This is a genomic window from Streptococcus hongkongensis (genome assembly GCF_053206145.1).
The window spans coordinates 92399-105644 of the sequence record NZ_JBRUGD010000006.1 but is presented as its reverse complement, the minus strand read 5'-3'; the positions used below and the strand labels follow the sequence as shown (position 1 = coordinate 105644).

Genomic DNA, 13246 nt, shown 5'->3' with positions numbered 1-13246 from the left:
TCTGTGGAGCCGATTCACAAATTGCCTTTAAAAACCAACTTTATTTGAAGTTGGCTAAACAATTTCTTAAGTATCAGTGGTTTGTCACCTATCTCTTTGCTGCTAGCCCTCTCGTAGCGCCAGACTTATATCCGACTCAGCCCAGTGAAGCCGTTCGATCTCTAAGGGCGAGCCAAACCTACGGTTATAGTAATAACAAGGCCGTTCAAATCTCCTTTGCCAGTCTTGAAGACTATGTCGCAGACATGGAAAAAGCTCTTGCTAGCCGTTACAACCAACCTAGACCTTCTCCGGTAGAAAGAAGGCCACACCAAAAAGGGACGGACCGTGATTCTCCTAAACTTGCTCCTCTTAGGACTTGATCCTTTTAAGGCTTGCGCTCTTGATTCAAGCCAACAGACCCTGAAGACTGACCAGCAAGCCTTCATCCAGAACAAAAAGGTATAGAAGTAACACCTTTTATACCCAGATTGAAGACAAACTAGTAAAACTGCTAGTTTGTTTTTTATTGTTTAACTATAGTTTCTCTAAAATCAGATAACTCATGCTTTTTAAGGCAAAATAAAATAGCCTTCCTGCCATTATTTTAACTAATTTTTTTGAGATTTAAGCACACCAAAGTCAGTCCAACCTTAGCTTTCATTTTGGACAGTCCAATTTCTCTCGTATAACGAAGGTTGTGGTATTCTTTAACCCTTCCAAAAATCCACTCAATACTCTGCTTACGTAGCTTATAAAATTCTTTCATACTTCTTTGATGCCGAATATCCTCACAAATATCCAGATCTGTCGGATCACCACCTTTTGGTGATTCTTACTGTCAGTACAAATTCCTAGAAGGGGACAAGAAGCACAAATTTCGGGGTCACTTTTATACTCTCGGTAGCCAGATTGATTTATTGTTGTATAAGACATTACTTGGTTTTCAGGACAAAGATAAGAATCATAATACTCATCATAACTAAAGGCATTTGGTCTTAACTTATCTTTCTTACCACGTGGCCTAGTATAAGGGAAAACAGGTCTTACCTCATTATCCAAGAGTAACTTGGCAATACTAGGAGTCTTGTAACCTGAATCAGCGATAATAAAGTCTGGATGGAATTCTTTTATCTTCTTCCAAAGTGCTGGAAAGGCCTGACTATCATGAGTATTTCCAGAATCTACAGTATAAGTTAAGACCCAACCATTCTTATCGCATGCACTTGACTTGTGTAGGCAAAGACATCTTTATGTTCACCTTTATGATACCAACCATTTTCAGGATCAGTCGTAGAAACTTTCTTATTTGTGGGCTCTTTTTCTTTGGTAAGTCCTAGCAACTTTTTTCCATGTTTCTCCCAGTCTCTAGCAATTTCCAACTCCAATTGGTCACACATAAATTTAGCTTGTGACTCTACTTTCTGATTAATATATTTGTGATTGTTGGTAGCAACCTTGACGTGTGTGCCGTCAACGAAAATTTCAGTGGGATCAATCACCCCAGAATTAAGACATAACCCTAAAATATGAGAAAAAATGGCTTCAATTACTTGTTTATATTGGAAACGACGGCTGTAGTTCTTACCGTAAGTTGTAAAATGGGGCACCTTATCTTTCAAAGTCTATCCAATAAACCAGTGGTAAACTATGTTGACTTCAATTTCTTTAATAGTTTGTCTCATAGAACGGATGCCAAACAGACATTGGATAATAAGAAATTTAACCAACATCACCGGGTCTAAACTAGGATGCCCATTATCAAAACAATAACTATCTTTCACTAGGTCATAAATAAATGAGAAATCTATGACGTGATCACTCTGACGAAGCATATGGTCTTTAGGAACTAACTCATCTAGGCTATAAAAGCCAACTTGATTGCGATTGTAGGTAGGATTTTCTTTGTGGAACATAGAGAGACCTCTTTTATAGTTCTATTATAACTCTAGGAAAACAAAAAAAGCCCTAGAAAAATGAATTTCTAGAGACTTTGTTTACACTCTGAAAAAAAGACATGTCCTCTTTTTATTTGGCATAATCAACAGCTCGCATTTCACGAATGACTGTTACTTTAATATTCCCAGGATAATCTAAATTATTTTCAATTTTTTCACGTACTTTACGTGATAAGATAACAACTTGATCGTCACTAATTTTTTCTGGTTGAACCATTATTCGAATTTCACGCCCTGCTTGTAAAGCGAAGCTAGTTTGAACTCCATCAAAGCCGTTGGCAATTGCCTCTAAGTCACGTAACCGTTGAATATAGTTTTCCATTGACTCATTACGTGCACCAGGTCTTGCTGAGCTTAAAGCGTCCGCAGCCGCAACAACCACGGCAATGACAGATTCTGGTTCTACGTCACCATGGTGACTTGCAATTGTATTAACAACTACTGGATGTTCTTTATATTTACGAGCAAATTCTGTACCAATTTCAACGTGGCTACCCTCAACCTCACGGTCAATTGCTTTGCCCATATCGTGTAAGAAACCAGCACGTCTAGCCAGTGCAACATTTTCACCAAGTTCTCCCGCCAAAATACCAGCTAGTTTCCCAACCTCGACTGAGTGGCGAAGGACATTCTGGCCATAGGAAGTTCTAAATTGGAGACGTCCCATAATCTTGATTAAATCTGGATGAAGGTTTGGTGCACCAATTTCATATGCTGCAGCTTCCCCGTATTCTCGAATACGGTTATCCATTTCCAAACGATTTTTCTCAACTAATTCTTCAATCCGTGCTGGATGAATACGACCATCTGCAATCAATGACTCTAAAGTCATCCTAGCAATCTCACGACGAATTGGGTCAAATCCTGATAAGACAACAACTTCAGGCGTATCATCTATAATAACATCGATACCTGTTAAACTTTCAAGAGTTCTAATATTACGACCCTCACGTCCAATAATGCGCCCTTTCATGTTATCATCTGGAAGATGAACACTTGTTATTGTTTGCTCAGTAACATACTCACCAGCCATCCTTTGCATTGCTTGTGCAAGTAAGTCTTTTGCAGTTTTATCTGCACGGTCCTTAATGTCACGTTCCGCATCGCGAATGCGTGTTGCAATCTCTTTAGATAAGTTGGTTTCTGTTTCCATCAGGATTACTTCGCGAGCTTCTGCAATTGTCATTGCTGCAACACGTTGTAATTCAACTTTTTTCTCTTCTTCAAGTTTTTCAACTTGTGTTTGACGCTCATCAATATGTTTAGATTTATCGGTCAGACTTTGTTCTTTACTATCAAGAACTTTCTCTTTGCTTGACAAATTTTCATCTTTTCGGTCAAGAGAAAAGGCACGTTCTGTTAAACGTGTTTCTAACTGTTTAAGCTCTTGTCTTTCAGATTTAAATTCTTGTTCAATTTCTTCTCGATATTTTCTTGCTTCTTCCTTAGCTTCCAAAAGCATTTCTTTACGACTAGCCTTTGTTTCACGTTCTGCTGTTTTCTTAATTGTTGAAGCTTCTTCTTCTGCCCTGCTTCTGATATTAACAGCATCTTGTTCAGCATTTAAAAGAGTCAAGTCTGCATTTTCTTTCGCTGATTTTAATTTAAGCGAAATAAGTACATAACCTAGTATCAAACCAATGAGAGTACAAACAATTAATAAAATAATATCAACCATTTTTATACCTCAATTTTTATTAGTTTTCCTCATAGAAAGCTATACTTAAGTTTACCATAAAACAAAACTGAAAACAATTCCAATACTTAAAAGGTCTCACAAAAGTAGCCTATTAATTTATATATCTGTGTTAATGTTTAGAAAATGATCGCAGAAGATTATCCATAATATATGACTCAATATCAGAATAAGTATTTTTCTTAATTCTAGTCAATAAAACTTTCCATGAAACAGGGTTCTTCATGCTAATGCATTTAATATCTTTTGAGGGGTATAAATCAATAATTGGCTTTGGACAAATGGTTAATAGGTTATGATTAATTTTTGTGGAATTTATCAAAAAATCCCACGAAGCAGAAGTTAAGACAATCTTAGGCCTTATTTGATGACGTTCACAGGCTTTCATTACTAAATGATTAACCATAAAGGTTTTATCAAATAAAGCCATTTTTTCATGATTGATATCATCCCATTTAATTTGTTTTTTACTTGCAAGTGCATGTTTTGGTGACAAGCAAACTGCTAACTCTGATTTTTGAATCTCATAAGTTTCAATCAAATTATCTGGAATTCCAGTTGGAGATAAGAGCACTGCGATATCAATATTGCCTAATAATAAGTCATTTTTTAAATGATAAGCACCAATTTCTATAATATTAAATTGAATATCTGGGTTCTCTAAAATTAATTTTGGCATCACTTCCGAGAATACAACCGAAAGAATTAAGGGAGGAATACCAATATTAATCACCCCTGAAACTTTTTTAGATGGCTTATGCAGATTTGCAATCATACGCTCATACTCTTCAAGAACACGTTTGGCATCCACCAAGTAATTTTGACCAATATAGGTTAATCCAATAATACGTCCTTTTTCTCTTTTAAATAATTTTAAATTTTCTCTCTTTTCAAAATCAGTTATCATCATACTCAAGGTCGGTTGCGAAATATAGAGAATTTCCGCTGCTTGACTAAGGTTGAAATCACAGTCAACTATTGCAATAAAATATCTAATTTGTTTAATATCCAATACACTACCCCTCTCAATATTATCTTATTTTGTTATTATCTCTTTATTAATTAAATCATATCCCGCCGGTAAAAACTATCTCTATCCTATCAAAATTTTTTATAGGCCTATAAAAAAAGGGTATTTCCTTTTTGCTAAAAATATTGATAAATTAGTTTTACAGAAAGCGCTTTCTACAATCTTATGAAATAAAAACTAATCCATTCTTCGCTTAGCTATTATACAATCTAACTATAACTTAAAACAGGAATGATTGTTTTTACCAATTCTTATTCACCTAATGATTAATAATTTAAGGAGGAAAAAATGTCTAAAGAAATTGCTATTGAAGAAGCTGTATCATATATAAAAGATGGGGATACCATAATGGTTGGTGGTTTTATGACCAACGGGACACCAGAAAAACTCATCGATGCCTTAGTTGAAAAAGGAACCAAAAATCTGACACTAATTTGTAACGATGCTGGTTTTCCTGATAAAGGCGTCGGAAAAATGGTTGCCAAAAAACAATTTTCAAAAATTATTGCATCACATATTGGACTCAATCGTGAAGCTGGACGTCAAATGAATGAAGGAGAAACCATTATTGATTTAGTGCCTCAAGGAACCTTAGCAGAAAAAATCCGATCTGGTGCATTTGGACTTGGCGGATTTCTAACTCCGACTGGTATTGGTACTCTGGTAGCTGAAGGCAAAGAAATCATTCGCATTTCAGATAAAGATTACCTGTTGGAAACGCCTTTAAAAGCTGATGTTGCACTCATTTTTGCTCATAAGGCAGATAAAATGGGAAACCTACAATACCAAGGATCCGAAAATAATTTTAATCATGTTATGGCTGCTAATGCTAAAAAGACAATTGTTGAAGCTTCTGAAATTGTTGAAGTTGGTCAGATCGATCCTATTGCTGTCCATACTCCAAGCATTTTTGTCAATCATATTGTTAAAGGAGCATAATTATGACTAAAGAAATCTTATTATCAAAAGAAATGATTCAAGAACGCATTGCTAGACGTGTGGCACAGGAATTGGAAAACAATAGTCTAGTAAACTTAGGAATTGGACTACCAACAAAAGTGGCAAATTATATTCCTCAAGGAGTCAATGTGATGCTGCAGTCTGAAAATGGCTTTGTCGGTTTAACAGGTCTCACTGAAGAGAATTATAATCCAGCTATTGTCAATGCCGGTGGTCAGCCAGTTGGAATCTGTCCTGGAGGAGCATTTTTTGATAGCACGACTTCGTTTGGCATTATTAGAGGCGGTCATGTTGCTGCCACTGTTCTTGGTGCTTTACAGGTTGATAAAGATGGTAATATCGCCAATTACCTCATACCAGGTAAAATGGTCCCAGGAATGGGTGGAGCCATGGACCTCTTAGTCGGAGCTCAAAAGGTTATTGTTGCCATGGAACATACTAACAAAGGCATGCCAAAAATTTTAAATCAATGCAGTCTACCACTGACAGCAAAAGGAGTGGTCGACTTAATCATCACTGAATTGGCTGTTATGGAATATAGAGAAGAAGGCTTATGTGTCATTGAAATTCATCCTGATTATAGTTTCAATCAAGTCCAAGAAGTAACCGAAGTTAAACTGATAAATAAAACATTTGAATTCCCTACATTAAATTAAGAGAGGTTAACTATGACAAACGAAAAAGAAATTGTATTTATTACTGGTTCTGCAAGCGGCATTGGAAAACAAATTGGCGAAACATTTTTAAAAGAAGGAAAGACCGTTGTTTTCTCAGATATTAATCAAGAAGCATTATCCAAAGTTGTCACAGACTTTCAATCAAATGGCCTAGATGCATTTGGATTAGTTTGTGATGTCACTAGTGAAGAAGCCATCAATCACACAATCGATCAAATCATTGACAAATATGGACGTCTAGATATTTTGGTGAATAATGCTGGGATGCAGCATGTTTCACTAATTGAAGATTTCCCATATGAAAAGTTTGATTTTATGATTAAAGCAATGTTAACAGCACCATTTGTGGCAATAAAACGGGTCTTCCCTCATATGAAAAAACAAAAGAAAGGCCGAATTATCAACATGGCATCCATTAATGGTGTAATTGGATTTGCTGGTAAAGCAGCTTATAATTCTGCCAAACATGGTGTCATGGGACTCACAAAGGTTAGTGCTTTAGAGGGAGCTGAATATGGCATTACGGTTAATGCTGTTTGTCCAGGTTATGTTGATACCCCATTAGTGAGAGGACAATTTCAAGATTTAGCAAATACAAGAAATATTCCACTAGAAAAAGTTTTAGATCAAGTACTTTATCCCTTAGTTCCACAAAAACGTTTGATTGATGTTCAAGAAATTGCTGACTACGTTTCCTTCTTAGCAAGTGACAAAGCTAAAGGAATAACTGGTCAGGCATGTATTATTGATGGCGGCTATACTGCTCAATAACTCAGGTCAAAGGGACGATTTTTCGTCTCTTTTCTTATCAAAAGGAGAAATATAATGGAAATTATTGGATCACTAGGTGTCTTGATTGGGGTCTTTCTGATCATTTACCTGTCAATGAAAGAAATAAGCATCTTGGTTGCAGCCCCACTAGCAACAGCTACTGTCATTATCTTAAACCAGATGAACCCTATTGTAAGCCTCCTTGGAAAAGAAGGAAATAACTATATGGGGGCCTTAGCCACCTACATTTTAAATTACTTCGCCATATTTTTACTAGGATCAATACTTGCAAAATTAATGGAAGTAAGTGGGGCAACGACCGCTATCGCAGACTATATTTTAAGTAAAGTTGGACACGATAATCCTTACCGTGTTTTAGTTGCCATCTTTCTTATTAGTTCGCTATTGACCTATGGTGGGATTAGTTTATTTGTTGTCATGTTCGCAGTCATCCCACTAGCACGTAGTCTCTTTCAAAAAATGGATCTAGCCTGGAACCTTATTCAAATTCCACTGTGGCTTGGAATTGCAACATTCACCATGACCATATTACCTGGAACACCAGCCATCCAAAATGTCATTCCAATTCAGTACTTAAACACATCACTAACCGCTGCAGCTATCCCTAGCTTACTAGCATCAGCAGTTTGTATCATTTTTGGTCTCATTTATATGTACCATTGCCTTCAAAAGAGTGTGGCAAAGGGGGAAAATTACTCAACTTATGTGACGGAAACCCACAAAGATACCAACTTCCAAAACCTGCCACATTTTTCAACAAGTATTGCTCCTCTCTTACTATTAATCGCTATCGCATTAACCGGCTCGCTATTTGGAAATGAATTAATAAAGAAGAACATTATTTATGTAGCTTTGCTAGCCGCGATAATCTTAGCCCTCATCTTGTTTAACAAAGTTATCCCAGATAAAATTCAAGTCATTAATTTGGGAGCAAGTAGTTCAGTTGCACCTATTTTTGCAACTGCTTCTGCTGTCGCTTTTGGTGCCCTTGTCATGGTTGCGCCAGGCTTTAAAGTATTTTCAGACTTGATAATGAATATTCCTGGAAATCCTTTATTTAGTTTAACAGTCTTAACGGCCTCAATGTCTGCCATCACAGGCTCTTCTTCTGGAGCTCTAGGAATCGTTATGCCAAACTTTGCACAGTATTATCTTGATAGCGGAGCTGACCCTGAATTAATTCATAGGGTAGCAACAATTGCATCAAATATCTTTACAATTGTGCCTCAAAGTGGTGTCTTTTTAACCTTCCTAGCCTTGACCGGCTTAAATCATAAAAATGCCTTCAAAGAAACATTTATTACTGTTTCAGTAAGTACTTTCTTAGCAGAAATTGTAATCATCTTAGCCAGTTACCTGTAACTAGCTCTGCTATCCTCCTTATAAACATGAAAGAATACTCAAAAAACGAGCTTTTTATGATATGATAGTATCAAAAATATGAAGGAGAAGTGTTTTGGTAAAAGAAGTTATTGTAGAAAGTTTTGAATTGGATCACACAATTGTGACTGCACCTTATGTCCGTCTAATCTCCGAGGATATGGGGCCAAAAGGTGATATTATTACTAATTTTGATGTTCGACTAGTTCAACCTAATCACAATTCGATTGAAACGGCTGGCTTACACACTATCGAACACCTGCTTGCTAAATTGATTCGTCAACGCATTGATGGAATGATTGACTGCTCCCCATTTGGTTGCCGTACTGGTTTTCATCTGATTATGTGGGATCAACATTCTGCAACTGAAATTGCTACTGTCATCAAATCATGTTTAGAAGAAATCGCAGAAAGTATTACTTGGGAAGATGTCCCCGGCACAACAATTGAATCCTGTGGAAACTATAAGGATCATAGCTTATTTGCTGCTAAAGAATGGGCAAAATTAATTCTAACACAAGGCATTTCAGATAATGCTTTTAATAGACATCTCATTTAAAAAGATAGAGAAATTGACTTTGAGCCCACTAAAAAAGTCATCGCCTATAATTTTATAGAGGCAGAAAAAGAGGAATCACTCTAAATTGGGGATGATTCCTCTTTTCTTTTGTTCTATTTCTGATTTATTATAGTCGGAATTCGCTTCATAATGACTACAAATATAGTTGTTGCAGCTTGTAACTCCATGTTGAAAAGACCTATTGACCTAGGGAGCCCACTGAAAAAGCCATCAAATTTGATGACTTTTTCAGTGGACTCCTTGACTTTCTCTATCTTTTTTAGATATCACTCTGATAATGTTTTTTAAAATACCTGTCACTCATAATTTTATGATTGGTGGCATCAAAATAATCTCCGATATAGGCATTCTGATACATATGGTAACCGGCAAAGCCTCCACCTGCTACTGAACCTACAAGTCCAATTTTGGTATTCGTAACAGAATCAGCATCAAAGCCAACCATTAAGATGCGAACATGATTGTCAACCCATTGGAAATAATTGCGTTTAAAGGCCTCTTGAACCTAATCTGGTTGAGTCCCCTCTTTTGAAATTTGCCAAACCTTTACTGGCTTCTTCTTGTAATAAATAGTCATAGTATTCTCACTTTCTTTGACAAAATGTAGAACAAATTAATAATATAAATATATCATTTTTTAACAAAAAGTTAAGCAGTTTCAAATAATTTATTTCTGCTGTTATTAGTCAATAAAAGAGAAAAAGAGAGAAGCAAACTTCTCTCTTTAATATTAATAATCTAAATTATCGGCATTCCCTTTAGCATTACCTACAAAATAACCTGTTTTACAATTAATTGAGAACAAGTAGGTTCCATCAGTTTTAAACATATTATAATAGCCATTACCATTTACAATCGTTACAGGCTCTAAAATATAATTATTGCCTGAGAAGTAACCACGCGCTTGAGAAGTTGCAACAATTTTTTCAAGTATCCCTGGGTTAAATAGCCATGCGGGATTAGTAGTGTCAGCAATAACAGCACTATTATATGGTACACGAGATAAATGACGTTGCAAACCGGGATGATTACTGTAAGGTACTTGCGTACTTGGTGCACCTGTGTTAGTGTTTGCAGCAGAAGCATTATTTGCTGTCTCACCCGCAACTTGAGATGTAGCAGCGTTAGCTTCTTGGTCAGCAGCTTTTCTTTCTTCTTCAGCTTTCTGACTAGCAGCGGCTTTTTCAGCTTCTACTTTTTTACTCAATTGATCACGCCCATCTTTAATGACAGATTGGATCAAAAGATCTAAACTTGGGTTACCGGTATTCGTTAACTCCCCTTTCAGATCATCAAAGTTAGCAGTTGCTTTAATCGTTGCATCAGCCTTCTTACCATCGTTAATGGCCTCAATTGAGAACTTAGCATTTACCGCTTGAATAGCTGTTACCTGCTTTTTCAAGGCATCAAACTTCTCTTTAGCCTTGTCATAGTAAGCAGTCCCTTTCAAATCCTTTACAGTTTTTTCCAAATCGCTAAGCTTAGCAAATGAACTATTTTTCAACTTATCTTTTTTAGAATCTGTAAAGAAAGCATCGTAGGCATCTGTAAAACCTTTATTTTTCTTTTTAGCAATTGCTGCGCTAGTTGAGGCAGTTTTACTACTTTCAGTTTGCTTACTTGATTGAACAGTCTTATTAGTTGTTGAGGATCCTTTTAGATAGTTTACCCCAAAGAAGACTGCCAAAAGTAATAAAATAAGTGCAATCAGACTTGCTACAATTTTTTTCGTCTTGCTAGAAGATTTATCAGGCTTCTCATTTTCAGAAAGTAGGCTCCTCTCTCTGGTCATGGTTGATTCTGACAGAGGTTCAGCTTTGTCTTGTGCTTCAATTGATTTTGAGTCCAAGGCCTCAGCTAATAGACTTGCGTCAGCTATTGCTGCTGATGTTGCATCAGCAGCAACTGTTTTTTCATCAAACAGACTTTCTGATAGAAGAGTCTGACTGGTTACATTCTCCTCCTCTGATTTAGCCAATTCTTCACGTTGCTTTTTAATAAAGTTATCCAAGGTAGCAGTGTCTAAAGTTTCTAAATCTGAATACTTGGTATCAAATTTTTGAGATGCGACTTCTTCTCTATGCTGCTTAATATACTTATCAAGAATATTATCTTCTTCAGTCACACCAGCTTTTAGCTCTGAATCTTTTCGAACAGCTTCGCCAATAGTCATATGTTTAGCTCGATCCATGTCGAGAGCTTGTCCCTCTTGATTCATTTCGAGATCTTTATTTTCTTCTGGCACGTTATTACCTCTCTGTAAGATTTCTCTTCACACGTTCTCCGTAAAATTGATAGAGATCAACTTTCAAAGTTCCGTTGTAAAGTTTTCGTTTTTTATCTGCTTGTCGCCCAAATTTCTTTTCAAAATTTTCATCACTTGTCAAAATAAATTGACTCCACGTTTTAAGTGGTGCAAAGGATTGACCCATTTCATTATACAAAATGTCAACAGCTTTGTCATCCAGTAATCGTTCACCATAAGGGGGATTGGAGATTATGACACCATTAACCTTATCTGTTTTCAAATCTTGTAAACGCATTTGTTTAAAGGTAATAACATCAGCTAAACCAGCTTCTTGAGCATTTTCTTTTGCAATATCAATCATCCGAGCATCAATATCAAATCCTGAAATATCTAAATCAGCATCGTAATTTGCTTTTAAATCTGCTTCATTTCGGACTTTTTCAACCAAGTCTTTATCGACCCAATTCCACTCTTCAAATGCAAATGAACGATTAAAACCAGGAGCTATATTCATCCCAATGAGTGCTGCTTCAATGCAAAAAGTTCCAGAACCACATGTTGGATCAATCAAAGGTTTGTCAGGATACCAATTTGTTAAGGCCATGATGGCAGCTGCCATATTTTCTTTGATTGGTGCGCCACCTTTTTGACTACGGTATCCACGTTTAAATAAACTTGTACCTGTCGTATCAATCATAATTGTGGCTACATCTTTTAAAAGTGATACCTCTAATTTGAATTCTGCACCAATTTCTTGTAAGGGTACCCCTTCCGGACGATGGTAGTATTTCTGAAGTTTTTTTACGACTGCTTTTTTGGTAATTGCTTGAACACTGGGTTCATTATGTAATTTTGATTTGACACATTTCGCCTTTGCTATTGGAAATTTAGCTCCTAAGGGAATATAATTTTCCCAATCTAAATTGGTAACTCCTTGGAATAATTCTTCAAATGTCCTAGCTGGGAACTGACCAACTATAATTTTGATTCTGTCGGCGGCCCGCAACCATAAATTTGTCGTTATAATAGCCTCAACATCACCTTCAAAATAGACTTTCCCATTTTCTACTTTACAATCAAAACCAAGGTTCTTTATTTCTTTACCAACTACAGATTCAAGACCTGCAGCAACTGTTGCAACCAGTTTAAAATTTTCTTTCATTTTAAAATTCTTTCTTTTAATTAAATAAAAGCTAGCATGTGCTAGCTTACCCTATTATGCAATTTTCTATAAGCCATGTTTTGTTCCAGAAGTGACTAGGTATCACTTCCTTCGATAATCATCTGTCTACCGTTATAACAGTCAGAATAGCTCGTTCTTGATTCCAATCTATTCCATGCCCCGACCAAAGTTTGGGTTGCTAGCTTGAGGGGTTTACCGCGTTCCATTTTTTACGTTTCCATAAAAACTACGTCACTGTGGCACTTTCAGAAATACTAAAGCATATCTAAGACTTAGCCCGTTCTTCCGCCGTAATGTATTTCTACATCCCTAGGCTTATTTTTTCGCCTAGCACAAACACTACCGGCATCACAGCCGGTGCTAGCATGGACTTTCCTCATAGTATTAAAATACTACGCGATTATCCAAAAATTGCACATTAGCTGATTACTCTATAATCTGTTTGCCAAAAACTTCTTTTTCAAGTCTACTAATGCGTTTTAATATATCAAAATTAGTTGCAGTTTGAGCAACTCTCGTCGGTTGAACAGGAACTTGACGCTGTTCATGACTATTGTTTCTAGCCTGATGACCTTCTCTTTTCAAGCGTTCAATTTCTGATTTTAAGGCTTCAATTTCAGCAATATAAGTTTCATAATCTTTAATAACATTATCTAAAAACTCATCTACTTCTTTTTTATCAAAGCCACGCATACTAGTTTTAAATTCTTGCTCAAAAATGTCCTTAGGACTATAAATAATACTTGTCATTCTATACTCTCCG

11 protein-coding genes, 1 other RNA gene and 2 pseudogenes are annotated in these 13246 nt (G+C 36.3%); 6 read left to right on the top strand and 8 right to left on the bottom strand.

Features of this window, described 5'->3' with window-relative positions; translation table 11 throughout:
- Positions 1–50 precede the first annotated feature (50 nt).
- Entirely contained in the window at positions 51–362 is a 312-nt protein-coding gene (locus tag ACVRZD_RS05165; RefSeq protein WP_447450329.1) for a hypothetical protein, read from the top strand.
- A 154-nt stretch (positions 363–516) separates the two neighbouring features.
- On the opposite strand, the pseudogene ACVRZD_RS05160 reads toward ACVRZD_RS05165, so the two are convergent.
- From ACVRZD_RS05160 to ACVRZD_RS05150, 3 genes and pseudogenes are all read right to left on the bottom strand, one after another.
- Positions 517–1895, bottom strand: a pseudogene (locus ACVRZD_RS05160) (IS1182 family transposase).
- Between the two features lie 112 nt (positions 1896–2007).
- Complete coding sequence (locus ACVRZD_RS05155) at positions 2008–3615, bottom strand: ribonuclease Y (protein WP_037625555.1); 1608 nt, start codon at positions 3613–3615, stop codon at positions 2008–2010.
- Positions 3616–3745: 130 nt separating this feature from the next.
- The gene (locus ACVRZD_RS05150; RefSeq protein WP_037625557.1) at positions 3746–4645 is read right to left on the bottom strand and encodes a LysR family transcriptional regulator; all 900 of its coding nucleotides are present in this window, start codon (positions 4643–4645) and stop codon (positions 3746–3748) included.
- A 306-nt stretch (positions 4646–4951) separates the two neighbouring features.
- On the opposite strand from ACVRZD_RS05150, the gene ACVRZD_RS05145 reads away from it, so the two are divergent.
- From ACVRZD_RS05145 to ACVRZD_RS05125, 5 genes are all read left to right on the top strand, one after another.
- A complete protein-coding gene (locus ACVRZD_RS05145) occupies positions 4952–5602 on the top strand; it encodes a CoA transferase subunit A (RefSeq protein WP_037625559.1) in 651 nt (216 codons plus the stop codon).
- A 2-nt stretch (positions 5603–5604) separates the two neighbouring features.
- On the top strand, positions 5605–6279 hold the full coding sequence (locus tag ACVRZD_RS05140; RefSeq protein WP_037625561.1) for a 3-oxoacid CoA-transferase subunit B: 675 nt from the start codon (positions 5605–5607) through the stop codon (positions 6277–6279).
- Between the two features lie 12 nt (positions 6280–6291).
- Positions 6292–7071, top strand: a complete 780-nt coding sequence (locus tag ACVRZD_RS05135) for a 3-hydroxybutyrate dehydrogenase (protein WP_037625563.1) — start codon at positions 6292–6294, stop codon at positions 7069–7071.
- A gap of 54 nt (positions 7072–7125) precedes the next feature.
- Positions 7126–8454 (top strand): GntP family permease, encoded by a 1329-nt coding sequence (locus ACVRZD_RS05130; RefSeq protein ID WP_447450328.1) that lies wholly within the window; start codon positions 7126–7128, stop codon positions 8452–8454.
- 94 nt (positions 8455–8548) lie between these two features.
- Positions 8549–9031 carry an S-ribosylhomocysteine lyase gene (locus ACVRZD_RS05125; RefSeq protein WP_037625565.1) on the top strand — a complete coding sequence of 161 codons (483 nt, stop codon included), beginning with the start codon at positions 8549–8551 and terminating at the stop codon, positions 9029–9031.
- 280 nt (positions 9032–9311) lie between these two features.
- Here ACVRZD_RS05125 and ACVRZD_RS05120 read toward each other — a convergent pair.
- The 5 genes and pseudogenes from ACVRZD_RS05120 to gpsB form a co-directional block, all read right to left on the bottom strand.
- A pseudogene (locus ACVRZD_RS05120) lies at positions 9312–9629 on the bottom strand (hypothetical protein).
- A gap of 153 nt (positions 9630–9782) precedes the next feature.
- A complete protein-coding gene (locus ACVRZD_RS05115; protein WP_037625568.1) occupies positions 9783–11297 on the bottom strand; it encodes a cell division site-positioning protein MapZ family protein in 1515 nt (504 codons plus the stop codon).
- Positions 11298–11301: 4 nt separating this feature from the next.
- Complete coding sequence (locus ACVRZD_RS05110; RefSeq protein WP_447450327.1) at positions 11302–12462, bottom strand: THUMP domain-containing class I SAM-dependent RNA methyltransferase; 1161 nt, start codon at positions 12460–12462, stop codon at positions 11302–11304.
- A 64-nt stretch (positions 12463–12526) separates the two neighbouring features.
- An RNA gene (rnpB, locus tag ACVRZD_RS05105) (RNase P RNA component class B) lies at positions 12527–12895 on the bottom strand.
- Positions 12896–12909: 14 nt separating this feature from the next.
- Entirely contained in the window at positions 12910–13233 is a 324-nt protein-coding gene (gene gpsB / locus ACVRZD_RS05100) for a cell division regulator GpsB (RefSeq protein WP_037625570.1), read from the bottom strand.
- Between the last annotated feature and the right edge of the window lie 13 nt (positions 13234–13246).

Excerpts from the sequence above, each read along its gene's own strand:
- ACVRZD_RS05155 (WP_037625555.1), bottom strand. The coding sequence starts at position 3,615 with ATGGTTGATATTATTTTATTAATTGTTTGTACTCTCATTGGTTTGATA.
- ACVRZD_RS05145 (WP_037625559.1), top strand. The coding sequence starts at position 4,952 with ATGTCTAAAGAAATTGCTATTGAAGAAGCTGTATCATATATAAAAGAT.
- ACVRZD_RS05140 (WP_037625561.1), top strand. The coding sequence starts at position 5,605 with ATGACTAAAGAAATCTTATTATCAAAAGAAATGATTCAAGAACGCATT.
- ACVRZD_RS05135 (WP_037625563.1), top strand. The coding sequence starts at position 6,292 with ATGACAAACGAAAAAGAAATTGTATTTATTACTGGTTCTGCAAGCGGC.
- ACVRZD_RS05130 (WP_447450328.1), top strand. The coding sequence starts at position 7,126 with ATGGAAATTATTGGATCACTAGGTGTCTTGATTGGGGTCTTTCTGATC.
- ACVRZD_RS05110 (WP_447450327.1), bottom strand. The coding sequence starts at position 12,462 with ATGAAAGAAAATTTTAAACTGGTTGCAACAGTTGCTGCAGGTCTTGAA.
- gpsB (WP_037625570.1), bottom strand. The coding sequence starts at position 13,233 with ATGACAAGTATTATTTATAGTCCTAAGGACATTTTTGAGCAAGAATTT.